Source organism: Micromonospora sp. ABR4_055 (genome assembly GCF_056160425.1).
The window spans coordinates 1-22,523 of sequence record NZ_JBSWXD010000022.1 but is presented as its reverse complement, the minus strand read 5'-3'; the positions used below and the strand labels follow the sequence as shown (position 1 = coordinate 22,523).

At 70.7% G+C, this 22,523-nt stretch carries 21 protein-coding genes and 1 pseudogene; 14 read left to right on the top strand and 8 right to left on the bottom strand.

Features of this window, described 5'->3' with window-relative positions:
* The first annotated feature begins 94 nt into the window (after positions 1-94).
* Positions 95-373 carry a hypothetical protein gene (locus tag ACXAHD_RS08400; RefSeq protein ID WP_281555372.1) on the top strand — a complete coding sequence of 93 codons (279 nt, stop codon included), beginning with the start codon at positions 95-97 and terminating at the stop codon, positions 371-373.
* 416 nt (positions 374-789) lie between these two features.
* On the opposite strand, the gene ACXAHD_RS08395 is transcribed toward ACXAHD_RS08400, so the two are convergent.
* The 3 genes from ACXAHD_RS08395 to ACXAHD_RS08385 are packed head-to-tail and all read right to left on the bottom strand — an operon-like array spanning position 790 to position 3,838.
* Positions 790-1,740: a VWA domain-containing protein gene (locus ACXAHD_RS08395; protein ID WP_281555373.1), complete on the bottom strand. Its 951-nt coding sequence runs from the start codon at positions 1,738-1,740 to the stop codon at positions 790-792.
* Entirely contained in the window at positions 1,737-2,720 is a 984-nt protein-coding gene (locus ACXAHD_RS08390) for a DUF58 domain-containing protein (protein WP_281567476.1), read from the bottom strand. Before ACXAHD_RS08390 ends, ACXAHD_RS08395 begins: the two co-directional genes overlap by 4 nt.
* Positions 2,699-3,838, bottom strand: a complete 1,140-nt coding sequence (locus ACXAHD_RS08385; RefSeq protein WP_289213072.1) for an AAA family ATPase — start codon at positions 3,836-3,838, stop codon at positions 2,699-2,701. The genes ACXAHD_RS08390 and ACXAHD_RS08385 overlap by 22 nt, the downstream gene beginning before the upstream one ends.
* Before the next feature lie 309 nt (positions 3,839-4,147).
* On the opposite strand from ACXAHD_RS08385, the gene ACXAHD_RS08380 reads away from it, so the two are divergent.
* The 5 genes from ACXAHD_RS08380 to ACXAHD_RS08360 all read left to right on the top strand — a co-directional run bounded on the left by ACXAHD_RS08380 (position 4,148) and on the right by ACXAHD_RS08360 (position 8,063).
* The gene (locus tag ACXAHD_RS08380) at positions 4,148-4,372 is read left to right on the top strand and encodes a hypothetical protein (RefSeq protein ID WP_281555376.1); all 225 of its coding nucleotides are present in this window, start codon (positions 4,148-4,150) and stop codon (positions 4,370-4,372) included.
* 18 nt (positions 4,373-4,390) lie between these two features.
* Entirely contained in the window at positions 4,391-4,912 is a 522-nt protein-coding gene (locus ACXAHD_RS08375) for a PH domain-containing protein (RefSeq protein WP_281567327.1), read from the top strand.
* A 35-nt stretch (positions 4,913-4,947) separates the two neighbouring features.
* Positions 4,948-6,375, top strand: a complete 1,428-nt coding sequence (locus tag ACXAHD_RS08370; protein ID WP_281567475.1) for a PH domain-containing protein — start codon at positions 4,948-4,950, stop codon at positions 6,373-6,375.
* A gap of 723 nt (positions 6,376-7,098) precedes the next feature.
* A complete protein-coding gene (locus tag ACXAHD_RS08365; protein ID WP_281555379.1) occupies positions 7,099-7,884 on the top strand; it encodes a helix-turn-helix domain-containing protein in 786 nt (261 codons plus the stop codon).
* Positions 7,875-8,063: a DUF397 domain-containing protein gene (locus ACXAHD_RS08360; RefSeq protein WP_281555380.1), complete on the top strand. Its 189-nt coding sequence runs from the start codon at positions 7,875-7,877 to the stop codon at positions 8,061-8,063. The genes ACXAHD_RS08365 and ACXAHD_RS08360 overlap by 10 nt, the downstream gene beginning before the upstream one ends.
* 85 nt (positions 8,064-8,148) lie before the next feature.
* Here ACXAHD_RS08360 and ACXAHD_RS08355 read toward each other — a convergent pair whose 3' ends face one another.
* Complete coding sequence (locus tag ACXAHD_RS08355; RefSeq protein ID WP_281567325.1) at positions 8,149-9,399, bottom strand: MFS transporter; 1,251 nt, start codon at positions 9,397-9,399, stop codon at positions 8,149-8,151.
* A 55-nt stretch (positions 9,400-9,454) separates the two neighbouring features.
* Here ACXAHD_RS08355 and ACXAHD_RS08350 point away from each other — a divergent pair, with 55 nt between their 5' ends.
* Entirely contained in the window at positions 9,455-10,306 is an 852-nt protein-coding gene (locus tag ACXAHD_RS08350) for an SDR family NAD(P)-dependent oxidoreductase (protein ID WP_475049576.1), read from the top strand.
* Between the two features lie 344 nt (positions 10,307-10,650).
* Here the strand turns inward: ACXAHD_RS08350 and ACXAHD_RS08345 are convergent, their stop codons facing one another.
* Entirely contained in the window at positions 10,651-12,993 is a 2,343-nt protein-coding gene (locus ACXAHD_RS08345) for an AbfB domain-containing protein (protein ID WP_281567323.1), read from the bottom strand.
* A 141-nt stretch (positions 12,994-13,134) separates the two neighbouring features.
* Here ACXAHD_RS08345 and ACXAHD_RS08340 point away from each other — a divergent pair, with 141 nt between their 5' ends.
* Genes ACXAHD_RS08340 through ACXAHD_RS08330 form a run of 3 tightly spaced genes read left to right on the top strand, consistent with a single transcriptional unit; the run spans position 13,135 to position 15,476 of the window.
* Positions 13,135-14,187 carry a LacI family DNA-binding transcriptional regulator gene (locus tag ACXAHD_RS08340; protein ID WP_475049572.1) on the top strand — a complete coding sequence of 351 codons (1,053 nt, stop codon included), beginning with the start codon at positions 13,135-13,137 and terminating at the stop codon, positions 14,185-14,187.
* A 6-nt stretch (positions 14,188-14,193) separates the two neighbouring features.
* Positions 14,194-14,649: a thioesterase family protein gene (locus ACXAHD_RS08335; protein WP_281555383.1), complete on the top strand. Its 456-nt coding sequence runs from the start codon at positions 14,194-14,196 to the stop codon at positions 14,647-14,649.
* The gene (locus ACXAHD_RS08330; RefSeq protein WP_281555384.1) at positions 14,646-15,476 is read left to right on the top strand and encodes an MBL fold metallo-hydrolase; all 831 of its coding nucleotides are present in this window, start codon (positions 14,646-14,648) and stop codon (positions 15,474-15,476) included. Before ACXAHD_RS08335 ends, ACXAHD_RS08330 begins: the two co-directional genes overlap by 4 nt.
* On the opposite strand, the gene ACXAHD_RS08325 is transcribed toward ACXAHD_RS08330, so the two are convergent.
* Positions 15,449-15,943 (bottom strand): RrF2 family transcriptional regulator, encoded by a 495-nt coding sequence (locus tag ACXAHD_RS08325; protein ID WP_281567322.1) that lies wholly within the window; start codon positions 15,941-15,943, stop codon positions 15,449-15,451. The genes ACXAHD_RS08330 and ACXAHD_RS08325 overlap by 28 nt on opposite strands.
* Positions 15,944-16,094: 151 nt before the next feature.
* Here ACXAHD_RS08325 and ACXAHD_RS08320 point away from each other — a divergent pair, with 151 nt between their 5' ends.
* Positions 16,095-17,345, top strand: a complete 1,251-nt coding sequence (locus ACXAHD_RS08320; RefSeq protein WP_281555386.1) for a globin domain-containing protein — start codon at positions 16,095-16,097, stop codon at positions 17,343-17,345.
* A gap of 210 nt (positions 17,346-17,555) precedes the next feature.
* Here the strand turns inward: ACXAHD_RS08320 and ACXAHD_RS08315 are convergent, their stop codons facing one another.
* Entirely contained in the window at positions 17,556-18,305 is a 750-nt protein-coding gene (locus tag ACXAHD_RS08315; protein WP_289213076.1) for an SIR2 family NAD-dependent protein deacylase, read from the bottom strand.
* 175 nt (positions 18,306-18,480) lie between these two features.
* Here ACXAHD_RS08315 and ACXAHD_RS08310 point away from each other — a divergent pair, with 175 nt between their 5' ends.
* Entirely contained in the window at positions 18,481-19,116 is a 636-nt protein-coding gene (locus ACXAHD_RS08310; protein WP_475049566.1) for a hypothetical protein, read from the top strand.
* 813 nt (positions 19,117-19,929) lie between these two features.
* Here ACXAHD_RS08310 and ACXAHD_RS08305 read toward each other — a convergent pair.
* A complete protein-coding gene (locus tag ACXAHD_RS08305; protein ID WP_475049564.1) occupies positions 19,930-20,928 on the bottom strand; it encodes a PfkB family carbohydrate kinase in 999 nt (332 codons plus the stop codon).
* 367 nt (positions 20,929-21,295) lie between these two features.
* Here ACXAHD_RS08305 and ACXAHD_RS08300 point away from each other — a divergent pair, with 367 nt between their 5' ends.
* Together ACXAHD_RS08300 and ACXAHD_RS08295 are read left to right on the top strand one after the other, a co-directional pair.
* A complete protein-coding gene (locus tag ACXAHD_RS08300; RefSeq protein WP_475049561.1) occupies positions 21,296-22,402 on the top strand; it encodes a lytic polysaccharide monooxygenase auxiliary activity family 9 protein in 1,107 nt (368 codons plus the stop codon).
* Positions 22,284-22,523 (top strand): annotated as a pseudogene (locus ACXAHD_RS08295) (hypothetical protein); the annotation flags it as partial. The gene ACXAHD_RS08300 and the pseudogene ACXAHD_RS08295, both read left to right, overlap by 119 nt.

The window sequence follows — 22,523 nt, the reverse complement described above, 5'->3', positions numbered from 1 at the left end:
GAGACTAGGTGCTACCGCCGGGTAAGCAGTAACCCGGGGGTACTACCCCTGTGGTGTCTTGACACCAGGTCGGTCCGGTCGTAGCCGCAAAGTGGTGAAGTTAGTGGCCGCGCAGGTCGGTGCGGCCGGGCTGGCGATCCGGTGGTTGCGAGGCCGGATCGCCACCACCGCCCGGTGGTGGTCGGTGGTCGCGGCGGTGAACCGGCACGCGCTCGGCGTCTACCTGTGGCACCAGCCGGTACTCATCGGGCTGACGGTCGCCGCGCTGGGCTGGCCGGTGGGACCGCCGTCGCCGGGGTGCACACCGCGCCGGAGCATCCCGGGTGGCTGGTCGACCGGGCCGTCTATCTGCCGGTTCTCGCCGTCACACTGATCACGTTGCTGCGGATTGTGCCGACCTGCCGGCCCAGGTGTACGCTCTTGCCCGGTTCAACGGCCGGACGACCTGTGGAGGTGATCGCTGTGCGAGATAGCGATCCTCCTAGTCGTCGCCGGGCCACCGGTCGAGCGCGCTGAGGTCGGCGTGGCTCCTGGTGCGCCCGTGCGATCTGCCCGTGTCGCCCGTCAGCCCGCCCGCCGGTCACCCTGATCCACAGGTGGCCGGCCCGTCGCCGGAGTCCACCCTCGATGAACCGTTACGTCGCACCGCTGGGGTTCACCCTGGCCGCCGTCTGGATCGCCGTCATCTTCGTGCTGGCCAGCGGCGCACGGTGACGGGCCCCGGCCGGCGGCGGGTGTCCGTCGCCTGCCGGGCCGGGCCCTGTCACCTGCTGGTCCGGTCGGGCCGTCTCACGGCAGCCGCGAGGTCCACAGCAGACTGAGTACCGCCGCGCCCAACGCCAGCAGCAACGCCAGGGCCGCGTACCACTGGGTTATCTCCCGGGGCACGGTCCGCTGCCCGATCGACGAGCCCATGTCCTCGTACACCTGGTTGAGCTCGCCGACCGACGCCGCCTCGTAGAAGAAGCCGTTGGTCGCCTCAGCCAGCTCGGCCAGCGCGAACCGGTCCACCGGCACCCGCTGCACCTGGTTACCGATCTGCACCTGGCCGTCGTCGGTGCCGAACGCGATCGTCGACACCGGTACGTTGGCCGCCGACGCCGACGCAGCGGCCTCCTCGACCGACCGGCCCGAGGTGCGGTAGCCGTCCGACAGCAGCACGATCCGGGCCGGCGGCGGGCCCTGCGCACCGTCGGTCGGCACCAGCCGGATCGCCTCCAACGAAGTGAACACGGCCTCGCCGGTGGCGGTGGCCTCGGCCAGCACCAGACCGTCGATCGCCTGGGACACCGCAGCCCGGTCCTTGGTCGGCGAGACCAGCACGTTCGCCGACTTGGCGAACGCGACCAGCCCGATGTTGTAGCCCTCCGGCAGCTCCGCGACGAACTCCTTCGCCGCCTGCTGGGCCGCCTCGATCCGACTCGGAGTCACGTCGTCGGCCTCCATCGACAGCGACACGTCGATGGCGAGAATGACGGTGGCCCGCTCCAGCGACTCCTCAGCGTCGATCGACGGCCGGGCCAGCGCCGACGCCAGCACCAGCAGACTCAGCAGGAACGCCCCGGCGGCCAGGTGACGACGCCAGCCGAGGCCACGCGGGGCCAGCGTGCGCAGCAGGTCCACGTTGGTGAACCGGACCGCGTACGCCTTGCGGCGGAACTGACGCCACACGTACATCCCGGCGATCGCCAGAACCGGCAGCAGGGCGAGCAGCCACCAGGGCTGCAGGAAACGGATCATCGAGCTTCGCTTTCCGGGCGCGGGGTGGGGGCCGGGCGGGCGATGCCACGGGTACGGGCGTGCCGCTGCCCGGCGACGAACCGGACGATGTCCAGCAGCCAGTCCGAGTCGGTCCGCAGCCGCAGGTGGGCCGCGCCGGCACCGCGCAGAGTCTGCGCGATCGCCGCCCGCTGCGCCCCGGCCGCCTCGGCGTACCGCCGGCGCAGCCGCGGATCGGCGGTCTGCACCTCGTGCAGCGTGCCGGTCTCCGGGTCGGCCAGGGTCAGCACGCCGGCGTCGGGCAGCTCCAGCTCACGCGGATCGACCACCTCGACGGCGAGGACGTCGTGGCGGACCGCGAGTTTTCGGACCGGCCGGCCCCACTGCTGCGGCGGGGCCAGGAAGTCGGAGATCACCACGGCGACGCCGCGGCGACGCGGCGGCCGGTTCAGCATGTCGACCAGGGCACCGAGGTCGCTGCGGCCGGGTCGGGACTGGGTGCCGGCGATCGCCCGCAGCAGCCCGTGCGCCTCCTTGCGGCCGGTCCGCGCCGGCAGCCGGGAAAGGACGCCGCCGAGCGCCGGATCACCGGTGCCGATCACCGCGCCCACCCGGTTGCCGCCCCGCGCGCTCAGGTGCACCATCGCCGCCGCCGCCGAGACGGCCAGGTCCCGTTTGAGGCAGCGGGCGGTGCCGAAGTCCAGGCTGGCCGACAGGTCCACCGCCACCCAGGCTTCCAACTCCCGGTCGGCGACGGTACGCCGTACGTGCGGCACGGTGGTCCGGGCCGTCACCGGCCAGTCCATCCGGCGCACGTCGTCACCGGGCCGGTACTCGGTCGACTCACCGGCCTCACTGCCCGGACCGGGCAGCAGCCCCACGTAGTCGCCCTGCAGCAGGCCGTCGAGCTTGCGGGTGACGGTCAGGTAGAGCCGGGACAGCACCGCCTCCGCCCGGCCCGAGCTCGGCACCGCAGCGGTCACTGCGACTGTCCGGGCCAGCCGGCGCCACCGGGCGGGCCGGGCACCGCGGCGGCCGGCGCGGCATGTCCCATCGGTCCCACCGGCTGCGGCGTCGCGTTCTGCCGGGGGGCTACCGACGGCAGCGGCACCATCTGCATGATCCGCCCGACGACGTGGTCGGCGGGCACGTCGTCGGCCAGCGCGTCGTAGCTGAGCACCAGCCGGTGACGCAGGATGTCCGGGGCGATGTCCTGCACGTCCTGCGGCAACGCGTAGTCGCGCCCGCGCAGCAGCGCCAATGCCCGGGTGGCCCGCACGATGCCCAGCGAGGCACGCGGGCTGGCACCGTACTGGATCAGCTGCGCGACGTCCGGCATGCCGTGCTCGGCCGGCGCCCGGGTGGCCAGCACCAGGCGTACGGTGTAGTCGACCAGCGCGTTGTGCACGAACACCTTGTCCGCCTTGCGCTGCAGGTCGACCAGGTCGGTGGGCTTGAAAACGACGCTCGGCTGCGGCGCCTCCACCCCCATCCGGTAGACGATCTCCCGCTCCTCCGCGTCGGTCGGATAGCCCACCACGATCTTCATCAGGAACCGGTCGCGCTGCGCCTCCGGCAGCGGGTAGACGCCCTCCTGCTCGATCGGGTTCTGGGTGGCCATCACCAGGAACGGATCCGGTACGGGATGCGTCTGCCCGCCCAGCGACACCTGCCGCTCGCTCATCACCTCGAGCAGCGCCGACTGCACCTTGGCCGGCGCGCGGTTGATCTCGTCGGCGAGCAGGAAGTTGACGAACACCGGACCGAGCTCGATGTCGAACTTCTCGCTGGACTGCCGGTAGATCCGGGTGCCGACCAGGTCGGCGGGGACCAGGTCGGGGGTGAACTGGATCCGGGCGAACGAGCCACCGACGACGGTGGCCAGAGTCTCCACGGCGAGCGTCTTCGCCACCCCGGGGACGCCTTCCAGCAGGCAGTGCCCCCGGGCGAGCAGCGCGACGAACATCCGCTCGACCATCCGGTCCTGACCGACGATGACCCGTTTGACCTCGAACATCGCCCGCTCCAGCAGGGTCGCGTCGGCGGCCGGTGTCGCCTCGGGGGGCGACGGTGGCGCAGCGGTCGGTGTCGAAGATTCGGGCGTGGTCGGCTGGGCCACCGGTCCTCCACAGCGTGCTCTGGTGTCGTCAGGGTTCTGGCGTCGTCGGGTCGAAAAGGTCGTGCCGCACTAAGCGTCGCACGCCGGTCCGAACCGGCGGGCAGGGGCCGAGAAAGCACCGCCAGGTGGGTAGACACGAGGGGGATCGGCGTGTGTACGATTCAGCCGTCGCCGGGCGGCTTCCCCCGTGGCCGCCCGGCGCTCACTCCTTCAGGTGCGTGCCGCCCTGTCCCGGTGCCGTCCCCGGCATGCTGCCGACCTCGCCCGGTGCCGACCTGGACTCGCCTGGCGCCGGCCTAGACTCGTACCGTGGCCGCACCCCCCGATTCCGCCGACACCGCACCGGGCGAGCAGTTGGTCTGTTCTGCCAAGGGCTGCCGTGCCCCGGCGATCTGGGCGCTCAACTGGAACAACCCCCGGCTGCACCAGCCCGAACGCCGCAAGACCTGGCTGGCCTGCGCCGACCACCGGCACCGGCTCGGCGACTTCCTGCACGTACGTGGATTCCTCCGCGACGTGGCGCCGCTTGGCTGATCGCCTACGCTCGTAAGGGTGACCGAACAGTCCGCCGCACCGGCAGCCCCGATCAGCCCTCTGGAGCCCTGGCCGGAGACGGTGCAGTGGCAGCCCGTCTCCCGCGACCTGGTCTGGGTGGAGCTGATCCGGCTCGCCATCGGGATGAGTTTCCTGCTCGTCGGGCTCGGGGTCGGCTGGGCGATCACCGGTTTCTGGTTCGTTGGCGTCGGCTTCGCCGCCGCCGTGCTGCTCACCGTGCTGCGGGTGGTGGCGACGGTGCGGGCCGTCTACGCCTGGGGGTACGCCGAGCGCGACGACGACCTGCTGGTGCGGCACGGGCTGCTGGTCCGCCGGCTGTCGATTGTCCCGTACGCCCGGATGCAGTTCGTCGACGTCTCCGCCGGCCCGCTGGAACGGGCCTTCGATTTGGCGACCGTGCAGCTGCACACGGCCGCGGCGGCCAGCGACGCCCGGGTGCCCGGGCTGCGGCCCGCCGAGGCGTCCCGGCTACGGGACCGGCTCACCGCGCTCGGCGAGATCCGGGCGGAGGGTCTGTGAGCCAGCCGCACGATCCGGTCCCGCCGCCGTACCCGCTGCCCGGACAGGCCTACCCGCTACCGGGCCAGCCGTACCCGCCGCACGGTCCGGTCGAGGAGCCCCGCCAGCGGCTGCATCCGCTGAGCCCGATCCTCAAGGGCAGCAGGGCCCTCGTGGTGATCATCGCCGGCCTGTCCTGGCAGACGCTCGGCCGGGTCGGCTTCGGTCGCTTCGCGCTGCTGGTCGTGCTGTGCCTGCTCGGCTACCTGGCGGTGGCGGTGATCAGCTGGTACAACACCGGCTACCACGTGGTCGGCCGTGAGCTGCGGATTCACGAAGGTCTGCTGTGGCGGCGGACCCGTGCCATCCCGCTGGAGCGGCTGCAGGCGGTCGAGGTTGTCCGGCCGCTGCTCGCCCAACTGACCGGCCTGGCCGAACTGCGGCTCGAAGTGGTCGGCGGTGGCCAGACCGAGGCGCCGCTGGCATATCTGACCGTCGCCGACGCCGCCACGCTGCGGGCCCGGCTGCTGGCGCTCGCCGGCCGCGCCAAGCCGGCCCCGGACGCGGCAGCTCCCGACGGGACGGCACCGCTGCCGGACGGCACCCCGGCCGGCCTGCCCGACCCGTCCGCGCCGCCACCCGGCCGGCTACTACACACCGTGGTCAACCGGGACCTGCTGATCAGCCAACTGCTCACCCCGCAGACCATGTTCCTGCCGTTCGGTGTCGCGTTCGTTATCACCCAGTTCGCGATGGACGCCACCTGGTCATTCGTGGCGGTCGCCAGCACCCTGACCGCCACCGCCGGGGTGATCCTGCAGCCGATCCGGCGGGTGCTCAGCGACTGGAACTTCCGGCTGGCCCGCGACGAGGTGGGTCTGCGGGTCCGGCACGGGCTGACCGAGACCCGGTCGCAGACCGTACCGCTGCACCGGATCCAGGCGATCGGTGCGACCTGGCCGCTGCTGTGGCGGGGGAAGAGGTGGCTGCGGTTGCGGTTGCACGTCGCCGGCTACGCCGCACCGGACGGGCAGGGTGGCGGCACCCAGTCCGACCAGTTGCTGCCGGTCGGCGTACTGCCCACCGCGAACCACATCCTCGCCGACGTGCTGCCCGGAATCGCGCTCGACGCGCTGCCGATGACGCCGCCGCCGCGCCGGGCCCGCTGGCTCAACCCGCTGGTGCAGCCGAAGCTCGGTGCCGGGCTTGCCAACGACGTGTTCAGTGTCCGCAGCGGGTTGCTGACCCGGCAGATGCTGGTCGTGCCGTACGCGAGGATGCAGAGCGTACGGGTGGTGCGCGGGCCGCTGCAGCGGCTGCTCGGGCTGGCCACCGTGTACGCCGACACCGCCGGCGGGCCGAGCGCCGCCGCCAAGGACCGGGACGTGGCCGAGGCGTGGTGGCTGGCGGCGGAGCTCAGCGACCGGGCCCGCGCCGCCCGCAGCACGCCAGCCGATCCGCCCTCGCCGCAGCCGTCGATCTAAAAGGAGTCGTGGTCGATATACCGGCCAGATCCTTTTAGATCAACTGGTGGACGAGGGCGAGCAGCAGGTCGCAGCGTTCGGCGGCGCGCACCGCGCGGCGCAGGTTTGGTCCGTGCGACGACTGACCGAACGAGATCATCGCCGCCTTCAGGATGCCGCCGCACAAGCGGCAGTCCAGGTCCGCGGCGTCGGCCGCCGCGATCCCGGCGGGCGAGGCGAGCCGCGTCCACCGCAGGTGCCGGTCGCCGGGTCACCCGTCACCGTCGTCGTCCGGCTCGCCGGCCGGCATCAGCCCGGACAGGTGCAGCACAGCCCGGATGCGCCGGGCGGAGCTCGCGTCCCACCGGTCCAGAATGGCGAGTGCCCGCAGGAACGGTCGACACGGTGCCGGGATGCCGCCGCACCGGTGACACTCCCCGGTGGTGCGGTTCGGGATGTGGGTCCGGGCGGTGGAGTTCGCATCATGGACGACTCGGGCCAGCTCCGGTGACCAGGTAGGGTCGCCGCCTCGCGTCGGGTCGTCCGGGGCCCACCGATCCCGTCGTTTCTGATCATCATTACCCCCTCGGATCGATTACGAACAGCGTGTATCTTTCTGCTGAGTTCCACCCTGGATCGCTGACCATGCTCAATGGAAGAAGGCGTTAGGCCCAGGGAATGCACGTGCTGTCCAGGCCAGCAAAAGATCAACAAGTTCGAGCGATTTGGGGGATGTGAAGGTCTATGGCTGGGAGCGATTATCTGATATCGGAGCTACGCCGGCTGCGCGAGTCGTTCGGGCTGACCCAGGATGCGTGGGCCGACCGGATCCACTTCTCGGCGAAGCACGTGGGTGCCATCGAGCGCGGCGAGCGGCCCGCACTGCCGGACTACCTGAAGGCCGTCGACAAGGTGTTCGGCACCGCGCTGGTCAGGTTCTATCGGGAGTTCGTCCGGGGCGACTGGACACCCGTGTGGTACCGGCCGTTCGTCGAGTACGAAGGTCGGGCGACCCTGCTGCGGGTCTACCATCCGACGCTGATCCCCGGACTGCTGCAAACCGAGGCGTACGCACGCGCTCTCCTGCCGGCAATGAACGTCCCGGCCGAGGACGTCGAACAGACGCTCGCGGCACGGCTGGACCGGCAAGAGATCATCACCCGAACCACCAGCCCGTGCCGCCTGGTCGTGATACTCGACGAAATGGCGATCCGCCGCACCTCCGGCGGGCCGGAAGTGATGCGCGAACAGCTCAAAGCACTGACGGAGGTGGGCGATCGACCGAATGTACAGATCCACGTGGTGCCACTGGCCACCCCGGCGTATGTCGGGATGTACGGCCCGATCGTCCTGGCCTCGGTTGAGGGTCGCACAGTTGGCTTCCTCGAAGGCCACCAGGAAGGCCGGGTGGTGGAGTCGCCCGACCGCACCGCGAGCCTGGAGAGCGACTGGGAGTCGATCCGGCAGTACGCTCTACCCTGCGCGCAGTCGCTCGAACTGATCACGAAGGCGGGAGAGACATGGACCTGACCAAGCCTCGTTGGCGTAAGAGCACCAAGTCCGACACAGGGGCCTGCGTCGAGGTGGCCGACAACATCACCGGGCGCGTCCTCGTGCGGGACACCAAGGACCGCGACGGCGCGATGCTGACCTTCGGACCGACCGCGTGGCGGTCCTTCGTGTCGACGGCTGCCACCCTGAAGCCTTGAGCCATCGGACAGCGCCGAGTCAGCCGTAGGCCGGATCACCCAGGCTTGACTCCGCCCTCGCGGTTGGAGCCAAGCCTGGGTCGTCCTATTGAGCTGCGGCGCTCTCGCTCGCCGGCAGCCGGTACGTCGCCCGCAGCGGCGACAGCAGGGCCGGCAGGAAGGCGGCGGTCATCCCGGCCGTACCGATCCACAGTACGGCCGACGCCCCGAACAGGCCGCCGAGCGCACCGCCGAGCAGCGCCGCGACCGGCATGCTGCCCCACTGGACGAAGCGGACCGTGGCGCTCATCCGGCCCAGCAGCCGATCCGGAGTGATGCTCTGTTGCAGGCCCGCCTGCGCGACAAGCCGGACCACCCCGCCGAAGGACAGCAGTGCCAGCCCGGCCACAGCAAGCCAGGTCGGCCAGCCGACACTTGTTGCTGGCAGCAGCGCGGCGGCCGGAGCGGTACACAGCGGCGCCAGCCAGATCGCCGGACCCGGGCCGACCCTGGCGATCAGCCGGCCGGCCATCAGCGCGCCGACGAACCCACCGCAGGCCATCGCCGAGAGCACCGAGCCGATGCCGGACGTACTCAGATCCAGCTGCCGGGCCAGGAAGACCAGCAGCATCGTCTGGTACACGACGAGGAAGAGACTGAAGAAGCCGTCGGTGAACAGCATCGGCCGCAGCAGCCGATGACCGAGAACGAACCGCAGTCCTTCGGCAACCTCCCGGATCAGCTGCCGATCGGTTGCTTCCGGCCGCACCACCTCGACGGTACGGATTCGCAGCATGCCGAGCGCGGACAACAGCATCCCGGCGGCGCTCACGATCAGCGTGAGCGGTGCACCGAGCCAGCCGACCAGGGGACCCGCCAGACCGGGGCCGCTGATGCTGACGGCGGAACGGACCGCAGCGATCCTGCTGTTCGCCTCGACCAGGTGGTCACGACCGACCAACGTAGGGACATAGCTTGTGTATCCGACCTCGAACAGTACGGTCAGCAGTCCGTGGCCGAGAGCAATCGCGTACAGCAGCCAGATCGACAGCGCATCGGCCCACCAGGCCAGCGGTAGCGTCATCAGCAGCGCGGCTCGCAGCAAATCCGTGTTGACCATCACCGGGCGCTTGCGCCACCGGTCGACCCACGCACCCGCCGGCAGCCCGATCAGCAGCGACCCGGCCGTGGTCATCGCGGTCAGCACGCCGACCGCGAACTCGTCCGCGTCCAGCCAGAGGATCGCCACCAGCGGCAGCGCGAGGTAGACGAACCGGTCGGCGAGCTGACCGGCGACGGTCGCGCCGAAGAACCGCCGGAAATCTGGCTCGTGAAAGAGACCAAGTCGGACCATCATCGAATCCACTCCTCGCTGCGCACGAGGACCGAGGATAAGCAGGAGGCATCCGAGCATGGTGACGCGGCCGTCGTATGTGGTCACTGGAGGTGCCCGGGGCATCGGTCGCGCGATCGCCGAACGCCTGGCCGACGAGGGGCAGGTTGTCGTCGTGGACGTCACCGGTCAACTCAGCTGGCAGCACGAACGGGTCATGCTGATCACCGGCGACGCCCGTGACGCCGAGACAGGGCGACGAGCGGCGGCCGCCGCCGAGTCCGCCGGTCCGCTGCTCGGCTGGGTCAACAACGCCGCGGTCTTCGGTGACGCGGGTATGGATGACGCGTCTGCGGCCCGGATCCTGGACCTGATCTCCACCAACCTGGCTTTAGCGGTCACCGGCTGCCATGTCGCGGTCAACCACTTCCTGACGCACGGGCGTAGCGGGGCCATCGTCAACGTCTCGTCCCACCAGGCGCAGCGCCCAGTCCGCGGAGCGCTGCCCTATGCGACCGCGAAGGCTGCTGTCGAGGGTCTGACCCGGGCAATGGCGGTGGATCACGGGCCAGCCGGCATCCGTACCAATGCTGTCGCGCTCGGCTCGATCGCCACCGACCGGTTCGAGCGGTACCGTGCCCGGCACCCCGAAGTGGACACCGAGATGGCCGCACTGCATCCGCTCGGCCGGGTCGGTACCGCACAGGAGGTCGCCGACGCTGTCGCCTTCCTGTTGTCTCCCGCCGCCGGATTCGTCAACGGCGTCGTCCTCGCCGTCGACGGCGGACGGGCAGTCAACGGACCCGACCCCGAAGCCACCGGGGTCGCGGGGCGGGCCCGGTCGGAGGGCGACCAGCGGCGCGGTGGTGCGTTCGATGTACCAGCGGGTGTAGAAATGTTCGTTGACGACGACTCCGGCTACCTCGCCTGAATCGACCGGCACCCGGACGGCTTAGTGCTCAACACCCACCGCTACCCGGCCGCCAGCTACCTTGTGCTGCACCGCAGCACCTGCCGGACGATCACCGGCGCACCGGCCGGCGGCAGCCGCTGGACCTCGGACTACAGCAAGATCTGTGGCCAACGCCGTGACCTCGAACAGTTGGTGTTGGAACGGCTAGGCGCGGTGGTCCACCCGTGCAAGTTTGTGCGAACCCCCCTGACCGTGCTGGGAAGATGTGGTGGTCGTCGAGGAGAGCGCTATCCGATTGCGACTGTGGCATGAGGTGGATAGCGCTCCGCTCGATGTCGGCGACCGGACGATCGGCGGCCCCGCTACGGGGCCCAGGCGGGGTCGACGTCCCAGGTGACGTCGGCGGCCCAGCTGGTCGGCGAGTTCCAGGACGGGCCACCGGCGCCGTCGCTGAGCCAGATCTCGGCGGCGTAGTGGCGCAGGAACGAACCCGGATAGTTGAACGACTCCAGCGAGACATCAGATCCGGTCAGGCCGCGCCGGGCGCACCAGGTGGCGTCGGCGCGCAGCAGCGCGGTGCCGTCGTCGGGCGAGGTTCGGACCCGGGAGTTGGCATGTCGGAGGTACTGGCCCGGGAAGTTGACCGACTCGAACGAGTAGCAGTCCGGGTTGGCCAGACCGGGCCGGACCACGTACGTCGCGTCGTCCTTGAGTAGTTGCGGGCTGTCGGCGGTGACCACGTCGGTGTAGGCCAGGCTGTCGCGGTGGCGCAGGTAGCGGTCGGTGAAACCGGGTGTGGTGACGCGCAGCGACCGGCGGGCATCCAGCGGCAGGGCGACCGGTGTACGCGGCGGCAGCGCCCGGGAGGTGGCGATCAGCGCCAGGTTGGCCGCCCGTACCCGGGCCTCGTCCATCTTGACCACCTGCCGGTCGTAGGTGAGGAAGCCGTTCAGCTCACCCTCGACGTCGGTGATCTCGGTGTGGACGGCGGCGCTCAAGCCTCGGCCGATCATCAGGTTGGCGGTGCCCTGGATTAGCCCCACGTAGCGGTCGGTCAACGCTGTCGGGGTCGGCTGCCACTCGTACGCCTGGAAGTTGCCGTTCGGGCTGTATTCGTGGCCCGGCACCCGCAGTCCGGGGCCGCCGAACTCGCCCAGCACGGAGATCCGCCCGCCGGTCGGCGCCGGGGCTCCAGGGCCGACGTAGACGTGCCAGTCGTCCATGTCGCCGTTGCCGGGGCTGCCCAGCGACTGGCAGCAGTTGTATCCGCTGTGGGTGTTGACCAGCCGGGTCGGGTCGAGGTCCTTGACGGCCTGGCCGACCCGGATCGTGTCGGCCAGGGCCCGCTCGCCCCAGCCTTCGTTGTAGACGACGTAGGCGACCACCGACGGCGAGTTGCGGTGCTCGTTGACGATCTGGCGCGCCTCGGCCTCGAACTGGGCCTGCTGGGCGTCGGCCGGGTCGATGTCCTGGGCGGTCATCGACGGGATGTCCTGCCACACCAGCAGGCCGAGCCGGTCCGCGTGGTAGAACCAGCGCTGCGGTTCGACCTTGATGTGCTTACGCACCATGTTGAACCCGAGGTCCTTGTGTTTGCGCAGGTCGAAGGCGAGTGCTTCGTCGGTCGGCGCAGTGTAGACACCGTCGGGCCAGTAGCCCTGGTCGAGGGTGCCGAGCTGGAAGACGAACTCGCCGTTGAGGGTCGGTCGCGGTACCCCGTCGATGGTCCGTACGCCGACCTCCCGCATACCGAAGTAGTGGGTGGTCCGGTCGACGGCCCGGCCGTTGCGGTCCCGCAGGGTGACGCGCAGGTCGTAGAGGTACGGGTCGTCCGGGGACCAGCGGCGAGCGTCCGGCACCGGTACGGCGAACTCGGTGAAGCCGCCAGTGGCGGTGCCGACGACGGTGGCTCCGGCGAGGGCTTCGGCGCGGACGGTGTGGCCGGTGGTGTCGCCTCGGGTGGCCACCCGGATCCGGATGGTGTCGCTGGCCAGGTCGGGGCGCAGGTCGACGTCGCTGATCGAGGTGGCCGGGGTGGGTTCCAGCCAGACGGTCTGCCAGATGCCCGAGGCCGGGGTGTAGAAGATGCCGCCGGGGGTACGGGTCTGTTTGCCGATCGGTGGCAGGCTGCCATGCTGCCGGCTGTCGGTCGGGTCCCAGACCGCGACGATCAGTTCGTTCGGGCCGTCGCGCAGCGCGCTGGTGATGTCGAAGTTGAAGGCGTCGTAACCGCCGGTGTGATCGCCGAGCCGCCTGCCGTTGACCCAGACGGTGGCCTGCCAGTCAACGGCTCCGAAGTGCAGCTGCACCCGCCGCCCGGTCCAGCTGCGCGGAACGGTGAAGGTGCGCCGGTAGGTCAGATGGTGCCGGTCGTCGTCGGCGGCCCGGCCGATGCCGGACAGCGCCGATTCGACCGGGAACGGCACGTTGACCCGTTCGGGCAGATCGACGCCGAACTGTGGAGCGTCGTCGGTGGTGGACTGTCGCAGTTGCCATTCGCCGTTGAGGTTGCGCCAGTCGGGGCGGGTCATCTGCGGTCTGGGGTATTCGGGTAGCGGGGTACCGGTGAGCGCCTCGGCGGTCCACGGGGTGGTCAGCGGCGCGGGGCGGGCGGGCACCGCGACGGCGGCCGAGGGCGCGACGAGCAGGCCGGCGGCTGCGGTCGCTGCCGCAACAGCGGTCCAACGGGTACGGGGCGATCGCATGTCGTCTCCATCGGTGGACGGGCCGGGGACGGGATCGGATCAGGGAACGCATCGAGGCACGTCGAGGTTTGTTTATAACGTTATAGACGCCCGGTCGACCGCCGTCAATCTCCGCCCGTCGATGTGTGCCAGGATCGACGGATGGGTGCCAGTCTGCGGAGCATCGCCGAGCGCGCGGGCGTCTCACTGGCCACGGTCTCCAACGTGGTCAACGGCTACCGGCCGGTGGCCGAACCCACCCGACGCCGGGTGCAGCAGGCCATCGACGAACTCGGCTACACCCCGAACCTCAGCGCGCGGCACCTGCGGCGCGGCCGGACCGGACTGATCGCGCTGGCCATTCCCGAGCTGACCAACCCGTACTTCGCCGAGCTGGCGGAGACGGCGATCCGGGAGGCTGCGGCCCTCGGCTACACCCTGGTGATGGAGAGCACCGACGCCGACCCCGACACGGAGCTGGCGCTGCTCGGCGGCTCCCGCCGGCACGTGGTCGACGGACTGATCCTCAGCCCGGTGCGAATCGGCCGCGCCGAGGTGCTCGCCCGCCGCGACGCGCTACCGCTGGTCCTCATCGGCGAGGGCGCCTCCGACGTGCCGCATGACCACATCGCCATCGACAACGTCGCGGCCAGCCGCGCGGCGGTGGCGCACCTGGTCGCGCTCGGCCGCCGCCGGATCGCCTTCATCGGGGCCCGGGGCCACGACGACCGACAGTCGGCGCAGCTGCGGCTGCGCGGTTTCCGGGCGGGCATCGCCGCCGCCGGGCTGCCCGACCGACCGGAACTGACCGTGGTCACCGACCGGTTCGGCCGGGCCGACGGCTCGGCCGCGATGCGTCGGCTGCTCACCCTCACCGAGCCACCGGACGCGGTCCTCGCGTACAACGACCTGATCGCGCTCGGCGCGATGCGCGCCGCCGCCGACGCCGGCCGGCGGATCCCGCAGGACGTCGCGGTCGTCGGGATCGACGACATCGAGGAGGGACGGTACGCCAACCCGAGCCTGACCAGTATCTCCCCTGACAAGGCGGCGATCGCCCGGCTGGCGGTCCGACGGCTGGTCGACCGGATCGAAGGGCGTCCGCCCCGGCCGCCGTACGATGTGCGGACCCCGTTCACCATGGCGGTCCGGCAGAGCACCGTCGGCGCGCGGTCCGGCTTTCGTGGTCCGACACAGGTCGAGCACCTAGGCTGATTGGTCATGGGACACACGCCGGAGAACAGCTTCCGCCCGGGTGCCACCGCCCGGGTCGAGCTGACCGTGACCGATTCCGACACCGCCCAGGCGGTCGGCTCGGGCGACGTACCGGTCCTCGGTACCCCGCGGCTGCTCGCCCTGGCCGAGGCGGCGACGGTCGCCGCCACCGCCACCGGGCTGCCACCCGGCATGACCACCGTCGGCACCCGGGTCGAGCTGGACCACCGGGCGGCGACGCCGGTCGGCCGTACGGTGGCCGCGCTGGCCCGGCTGACCGAGGTCGACGGGCGGCGGCTGGTCTTCGAGGTGGTGGTGTTCGAGGCGGGCACGACCATCGCGCAGGGCCGTATCGAGCGGGCCCTGGTCGACCGGCACCGGTTCGTCGAGCGGGCCTTCGACCGCACGCCGGCGCCGCGGGCCGGCGACGACCCCACCGGTGAGCGGGCAGTCTCCGGATGAGTGCCCGGTTCGTCGAGGTCGGCGACCGGGTGTATGTGCTGCGCCGACCCCGGCTCGACGTCAACTCGACGCTGGTCGTCGGCGCGGCCGCCGCCGTGCTCGTCGACACCGGCAGTACGCCGGCCGAGGCCGCCGAGCTGGTCGAGGCGGCCCGGCGGATCACCCACCTGCCCTGGTCGGTGGTGAACACCCATCACCACTTCGACCACTGCTTCGGCAACCAGGTGGCCGCCGGGGATCCGCCCGCGCCGGTGTGGGCCCACCAGGAGGCGGCCCGGCTGCTGGCCCGCCCGGTCGAGGTGGTCCGCGACGAGGCGTACCGCGAGATGATCGGCCACGATCCGCAGCTGGCCGAGCAGCTCAGCCACGCGGTGGTCCACCCACCGGACCGTACGGTGACCCGCGCCGCGACGCTCGACCTGGGCGGCCGGGTGGTTGAGCTGTGGCATCCCGGGCGCGGGCACACAGTCGGCGACCTGGTGGTGCACGTCCCGGACGCGGACCTGCTGGTCGCCGGTGACCTGGTCGAGCAGGGTGCCCCACCGTCGTTCGACGACGCCTACCCGCTGGAGTGGCCGGACACCCTCGCGGCGGTGCTGCGGCGCCTCGGGCCGGCCAGTGTCGTGGTGCCCGGCCACGGCACCTGCGTCGGCGTCGACTTCGTCCGGGCCCAGCACGCTGACCTGGTGGCGTTGGAGTGGCTGATCCGCGACGGGCACGCCGACGGGGCGCCGCCGGAACAGGTCGCCGCGCGGGCACCGTTCGGGCCGCAGGCGGCGGGCACCGCGGTCGTCCGCGGCTACGCCGAACTGTCCAACCGGGCCTGACCGCACTCGGCGCGACCGACGGGAGCCGGCGACGGCGGTCCGGAGTCGATGGTGAGTAGGGCGGGCAGCGGACCCGCGTCGGCGTCGACGAGGTCACCGAGGCGAACCTCGTCGAGCGCGGAGAGGAAGGCCGCTCGGGCCCGGCGCAGCTCGACGCGCAGTCGGCAGTCGGCGCGCAGCGGGCAGGCCGGCTGGTCGCAGGAGACAACCTCACCGTCGCCTTCGAAAGCCCGTACCACCTGGGCCACGGTCATCTCGGCGGCGGCCGGGACGAACGCGGTGCCGCCTGCCCGGCCCCGCACCGTGACCAGAACGCCGAGCCGTTGCAACCGCTGCACCACCTTGGCGACGTGGCTGCGCGGCAGGGCGAGCCGGGCGGCCAGGTCGTCCACCGTGGTACGGGTGCGAGACGCGGCGGTGAACATGGCGACCCGTAACGCCATGTCCGTGGACCGGTTGAGCTTCACGTCCCGACCCTAGTCAGCCACGGCAGACGGCACGGCCCGGCGTGAACGGCCCGGCCCGGCGCGGTGTGATCGGGGCTCGGGACCAATGGCCCTAAAAGAGGAGTCACAGATTCCTGTTTAGTGGCGTCGTACCCGTCCGATCCCCAAAGGAGTGACCGTGCTCTCGAAGTCCTCAGCAGCGGTGGTGACCGCGACCCTGCCCGTCGTACAGACCCACGGCGAGGCCATCACCAGCCGGTTCTACCAGCGGATGTTCGCCGCCCATCCGGAGCTGCTGGATCTGTTCAACCGGGGTAACCAGGCGACCGGCCGCCAGCAGGCGGCGCTGGCCGCCGCGGTGGTCGCCTACGCCGAGCACCTGACCGGGCGCAGCACGCTGCCCTGGGCGCCGATCCTGGACCGGATCGCACACAAGCACGCCTCCCTCGGCATCACCGCCACTCAGTATCCGATCGTCGGACGCCATCTGCTCGCCGCCGTCGGCGAGGTGCTCGGCGACGCCGTGACGCCCGAGGTCGCGGCGGCGTGGGACGAGGTCTACTGGCTACTGGCCTGCGAGCTGATCGCCCGGGAGGCCCGGCTGTACACCGTCGCCGGCCTTCCCTTGCGGGCCGGTGCCGGCTGGCGGCCGTGGCGGATCGTCGAGAGGATTCCGGAGACCGCCGACATCGTGTCGCTGATCCTGGCCCCGGCCGACGGCGACCCGGCACCCACCTTCACCCCCGGCCAGTACGTCTCGGTCGCGGTTGATCTGGCCGGCGGCCAGGGTCAGCAGATCCGCCAGTACAGTCTGTCCGGCCGTCCCGGCGCCGCGACCTGGCGGATCACCGTCAAACGGCTCCGGGGCGGGGCCGGCGCGGCGGGCGGGTCAGCCGGGTCGCCGGCACCGGACGGAACAGTCTCCAGCCAGCTGCACGACCGGACCGCCGTCGGTGACGTCCTGCGGCTGAGCCCGGCGTTCGGCGAGGTCAGCTCCATCGGCGCGCTCGGCGTGCCGCTGCTGCTGGTCAGTGCCGGGATCGGCGTCACCCCGGCGATGGCCGCCCTCGCCCAGCTGGGCGCGGTCGCGCCGGCCCGCGAGGTGGTGCTGGTGCACGCCGACCGGTCGGCGGCCGCGCACCCGTTGCGCCACGAGCTGCCGGAGCTCCAGCAGCGGATGCCCAACCTGTCGGTACACCTGTGGTACGAGGACGCCACCGACGGCGGGCTCCCCGATTTGAAGGCGACGATCCACCCCGGATGGGTCGATCCGGCACGGATCCCGCTCGCACCGGACACGTACGCGCACCTGTGCGGGCCGGTGCCGTTCATGGCGCAGGTTCGTGGCGAGCTGCTGCGCCGGGGCATGCCGGCTGAGCGGATCGGCTACGAGGTGTTCGGGCCGGGGATGCTGGCAGGCTGAGCCGCCGACACCGCCGTCGGCGGGCGACGGTCAACAGCACCGCCGAGTCCTCGTCGGCGTACAGCGCGTGCCGGGCATCCGGGATGACCAGCAGGTCACCCGTCTCGCCCGGCCAGGACCGGTCTCCGGCGACCAGCCGGATCCGGCCGCGCAGGTGCTGCGCACGTTCTGCCGCCGCTCACCCCGAGAGCCACTCATCTCGAGAGCCGCTCAACCCGAGACAAGAGCCGGCAGGACCGTACCGATCGGCTCGCGCACCACCGCGTCGGCGATCGTGTCGTACGGGGTCGGCGCGGCGTTGATGATCACGACGCGGGCACCGGACTCGGCGGCGATCTCGACCAGCCCGGCGGCCGGCTGCACCGTCAGCGAGGTGCCGACGGCGAGCATCAGGTCGCAGTCGGCGACGGCCCGCGCCGCCCGCCGCAGGGTCGGTCCGTGCAGCGACTGGCCGAACGAGATCGTCGCCGTCTTGAGGATGCCGGCGCAGTGCCGGCAAGCCGGGTCGTCCTCACCGGCGGCCACCCGGTCCAGGACCTCCTGGATGCCCGTACGGTCGGCGCAGCCGAGGCATTCGGCCTCGTACAACGTGCCGTGGATTTCGATCACGGTGTCCGGTGAGTTGCCGGCCCGCTGATGCAGCCCGTCGATGTTCTGGGTGACGATCGCAGCCAGCTTGCCGGCGCGCTCCCACTCGACCAACGCGGCGTGGCCGACGGAGTCTGTGGAGATGCCGGCTCCGGTCAACGCAACGATCCGGCGGGCGTCGGCGACCCATTCGGTGACCTGTCGGATGTCGACGTCGTCGCGTAGACCGCTCATCCTGCGACGGTAGCCGGCGTCACCGTCGGACGACGACTCCGGCCGGGCCAGCGCGTCCTCGTCCGGCCAGACCATGACCACCGACGGATTCCACTCCACCGGCCGAAACGGGGACAACGCACACGAGTTCCCGGTCACCTGTTCACGGGTGACCGGGAACTCGTCACGTTTGCCGTGAGCTATTAGCAGGACTGCGTCACATACCCGGTGGCCGCGCCGACGTGGGATGCCACCTCACGCCAGATTCCACCCGATAACGTGGCTTCAACCTGCGATCTCTACCGCCCCTATAAATCCCATTACCATCCGTCGGTTGCGGTCTTCTTGCGGCATCATCGGCGTCCGGCGGGGCTATGTCCCATCGGCCACCAATCTGCCCATCAAGAAATGCACCGCGCATCGAGTCAGCACCACGATCGTCGCCGCGCGGTACATCACCACCGTCACCACGAGAAAACTGACCACTAGAATACTCTACGTAGATACGTTGTATGCGATAGCCGATCGGACGACGAACACCTGGCTGACTGCGCTCAACAGCACGCGCCGCAATGAGGAAATCACTCACGAGCCGGTCGACTGCAGCACCTTCCGTCTCCGCCTCGACGAAGGCCTCGACTTCGATGACCCCTTCGACAGCGTCACTGGAGGTCGAAATATCTGCGACCTTAGCGGCATCCGCAACCCCGAGGATCCCTTCCAAGATGTGTTTTGCATCTGCGTGCAGTTCGGCCTCGACTGGCCGCAAGCCGGAGCTCCACCATCGGGGCACGACTCGCAAGACGACTCTAACCTCCACTCCCGCACCAGCTCCCTATGGGATCCAAGCCTCCAATTCCGCTTCCGCACCCTTCTGGGGCGCCGCCGACAGTCTAGCGAGTTAGCCCAATCCAGAAGTCTCTTGGCATACCTCTCGGCGTTCTGCGGGCGCCAGCTTACACTTCTCTGATGGCAACCCTTGGCGCAGACAATCGCTCCCTCCGGTTGATCCAGTTCAACCGTGAAATTGCGGATTCTCAGATCCTCCAAGACGTTATTGACCTCGATATCGGGATGGATTTGGAATCCAAACGCTCCCATTCTTCTCCCAACGTTGGGCACCCCTACCGCACGGCGCAGCGGTCCGTACCACAACGAGCGGATGCCCCATGGGTGACGCGGAGACTTTGTGGATCTCTAAGCACTCAGCACTTCAGCACCAAGAGGCCCCGAGCATCAAGGCTTATCAGTATTCATACCAGCGCATACTTATCATCCTGGTAACTTACCGCAGTTCCATAAATGTCGACGGACAATCTGTCCGTCGACCCATTTCCGGAGGCACCCGCAGCAGCGGACACGCCGGCCGTGATGTACGCGAGGCGGCGTCGAAGTCCGACGCAGTGAGCGCCAACCATGGCCGAGATCCGGGCGGTCGCCGCAACCCACCGTCTGACAACTCTGGCGAGGCGGACCGGTACGAGCCCGATCCGGACTGGACTAGGCCTGCGTGTGGACGAGCTGCGGGGAGCATGGCGGCCAACGGACGCTTGCACGCGAGCCCCAGACGCGGACGTGACCGGAGCCTCATCCGGTTAGCGCTCACCTACACCGGTCAAGGTTCCAGCGATACTCGTGTGAGATGTCCGCGAAACCTGGGTCCCACGTGGATTCCCACCTGGATGGAGCCGACTGCCACCGAGGTCGCCGACCGGGTGCACGCGCTGCCGACCCGGTCTCGCCGCCAACGTCAGCGACGACCAGGTCAGCCGGGCGCAAAAAGTCAGCCGAAACGTTCGGCGACGGCCGCCCGGGTGGGCATCGACACCGCGCCGCCCGGTGACTCGCACACCAGCCCCGCCACCTGTAGGGCGAACCCGACCCGGGCGGCCCAGCCGGCGGCGTCGGCCGGCAGCCCGGTGCCGAGCAGTTCGGCGATCAGTGCGGCCATCACCGAGTCGCCGGCGCCGGTGGCGTCGACCGCGGCCACCGTCGGGGCGGCCACGGTCAGCACCTCGCGGCCGGGGCTTAACCAAGAGCCCGCCCCCCCCCCCGTGCCCCCCCCCCCCCCCCCCCCCCCCCCCCCCCCCCCCCCCCCCCCCCCCCCCCCCCCCCCGCCCCGGGTGACCACCACCGCACCGGCACCGAGATCGTGCAGCAGCGCGGCGGCGGTCACCGGGTCGGCACCGTCGTAGAGCACCTCGGCGTCGGCGGCGCTCAGCTTGACCAGGTCGGCGGTTGCCGCGAAGCCGGCGACGACCTGCCGGTACGCAGCCAGCGAAGCGGTGTCGGGCAGCAGCCGGGGCCGGACGTTGGGGTCGAACACCCGCAGCCCGCCGGTGCCCGCCCAGGCCTGTCGGGCGGCGACCCGGGTCGGCTCGCACAGCAGCGCGATAGAGCCGCAGTAGAGCACGGCGGCGTCGCCGACCAGTTTCCCATCGAGGCTGGCCGGTTCGAGCAGCCCGTACGAGGGTGGGTCGCCGTAGAAGCGGAAGTCCGGCTCGGCGCCGGTGAAGGTGGCCACCGCCAGGGTGGTGGGCGCGGGCACGGTGACCATGGCCCGGTCGCCGACCCCGGCGGTACGCAGGAAGTCTCGGATCCGGTCGGCGAGCGGGTCGTCGCCGAGGGCCCCGGCGAACTCGACCGCACCGCCGAGCCGGGCGACGCCGACCGCGACGTTCAGCGGCGCCCCGCCGATCACCTGGCGGTAGACCGGTTGGCCGGCGCATTCGCCGTCGAGCAGGTCGATCAGTGCCTCGCCGAGCACCACCGCGTACCGCATGGATCTTCCTTCCACCTGCAGTTTTGCCGCTCCGAAGTCTGCCAGGTCGGCGCCCCGGCACCGGCCGCCACCCCGCACCCCGCACCTCACATCGAGCAGCGACTATTGCACTTCCGATCGATGTATGGTGGGATATCGATTACCAGGACGGCGTGGGGGCAACTCGCTGTCCTTCGGACTCGCCGGGAGCTGCGCGAGCGCGCTAGACGTCCATCGGACGGCACGTCGGTCGACCGCGTCCGCGGCACGGCCGGCCAGTCGCCGTTCCTCCTTATGTTTCCTGACGTTCCGCCATGTCGGAACCCATCGCCCTGTCCGCCGGCCCGGGTCTGTCCCGCGCCGTGGACCGGTTCACGAAGGAGTCTCGGTGAAAGCTCTACGCAGAGTGGCGGTAGTTGCCGCCGCTTCCGCGCTCACCGCCGGCCTGCTCACGGTGGTGACCCCCAACGCGGCTTCCGCGCACGGTGCCGCCATGGCGCCGGGCAGCCGCACCTACCTCTGCTGGGTCGACGGTCTGTCGCAGTCCGGCCAGATCATCCCGCAGAACCCGGCCTGCTCGGCCGCCGTCGCCCAGAGCGGCGCCAACTCGCTGTACAACTGGTTCAGTGTGCTGCGCTCCGACGCGGGTGGCCGCACCACCGGTTTCATCCCCGACGGACAGCTGTGCAGCGGTGGCAACTCCGGCTTCTCCGGCTACAACCTGGCCCGCAACGACTGGCCGCTGACCCACCTGACCGCCGGTGCCCGGATGGAGTTCAAGTACAGCAACTGGGCCCACCACCCTGGCACGTTCTACTTCTACGTGACCAAGGACAGCTGGAGCCCGAACCGCGCGCTGGCCTGGAGCGACCTGGAGGCGACGCCGTTCCTGACGGTGACCAACCCGCCGCAGCGGGGCGCGGTCGGCACCAACGACGGCCACTACTACTTCAGCGGCAACCTGCCCAGCAACAAGAGCGGCCGGCACATCATCTACTCGCGGTGGGTCCGCTCGGACAGCCAGGAGAACTTCTTCGGCTGCTCGGACGTCACGTTCGACGGTGGCAACGGTGAGGTCACCGGGATCGGGGGCAACCCGAACCCGACCCCGCCGCCGACCACCGCTCCGCCGCCCACCACGGCCCCGCCGACCACCGCGCCCCCGACCACCGCGCCGCCGACCAGCAACCCGCCCACCGGCGGCTGCTCGGCGACCTACCGGACCACAAGCTCCTGGTCCGGTGGATTCCAGGGTGAGGTGACGGTCACCAACAACAGTTCCGCGAGCATCGGCGGATGGACCACGACCCTGAACTTCGGCAGCGGGGTCACCATCAACAGCCTGTGGAGCGGCACCCACACGGTGAGCGGATCGAGTGTCACCGTCCGCAACGCGGCCTGGAACGGGTCGCTGTCGCCGAGCGGGTCGACCACGTTCGGCTTCGTCGCCAACGGCAGCCCAGGCACACCGTCGACGGCCTGCTCCGCGAGCTGATCCACCGCCGTACACGGCCGATTCCCACCTGACCGGGGGGGGGGGGGGGGGGGGGGGGGGGGGGGGGGGGGGGGGGGGGGGGGGGGGGGGGGGGGGGGGGGGGGGGGGGGGGGGGGGGGGG

Excerpts from the sequence above, each read along its gene's own strand:
- ACXAHD_RS08395 (WP_281555373.1), bottom strand. The coding sequence starts at position 1,740 with ATGATCCGTTTCCTGCAGCCCTGGTGGCTGCTCGCCCTGCTGCCGGTT.
- ACXAHD_RS08335 (WP_281555383.1), top strand. The coding sequence starts at position 14,194 with ATGGGACACACGCCGGAGAACAGCTTCCGCCCGGGTGCCACCGCCCGG.
- ACXAHD_RS08345 (WP_281567323.1), bottom strand. The coding sequence starts at position 12,993 with ATGCGATCGCCCCGTACCCGTTGGACCGCTGTTGCGGCAGCGACCGCA.
- ACXAHD_RS08365 (WP_281555379.1), top strand. The coding sequence starts at position 7,099 with ATGGCTGGGAGCGATTATCTGATATCGGAGCTACGCCGGCTGCGCGAG.
- ACXAHD_RS08350 (WP_475049576.1), top strand. The coding sequence starts at position 9,455 with ATGGTGACGCGGCCGTCGTATGTGGTCACTGGAGGTGCCCGGGGCATC.
- ACXAHD_RS08330 (WP_281555384.1), top strand. The coding sequence starts at position 14,646 with ATGAGTGCCCGGTTCGTCGAGGTCGGCGACCGGGTGTATGTGCTGCGC.
- ACXAHD_RS08355 (WP_281567325.1), bottom strand. The coding sequence starts at position 9,399 with ATGATGGTCCGACTTGGTCTCTTTCACGAGCCAGATTTCCGGCGGTTC.
- ACXAHD_RS08305 (WP_475049564.1), bottom strand. The coding sequence starts at position 20,928 with ATGCGGTACGCGGTGGTGCTCGGCGAGGCACTGATCGACCTGCTCGAC.
- ACXAHD_RS08340 (WP_475049572.1), top strand. The coding sequence starts at position 13,135 with ATGGGTGCCAGTCTGCGGAGCATCGCCGAGCGCGCGGGCGTCTCACTG.
- ACXAHD_RS08360 (WP_281555380.1), top strand. The coding sequence starts at position 7,875 with ATGGACCTGACCAAGCCTCGTTGGCGTAAGAGCACCAAGTCCGACACA.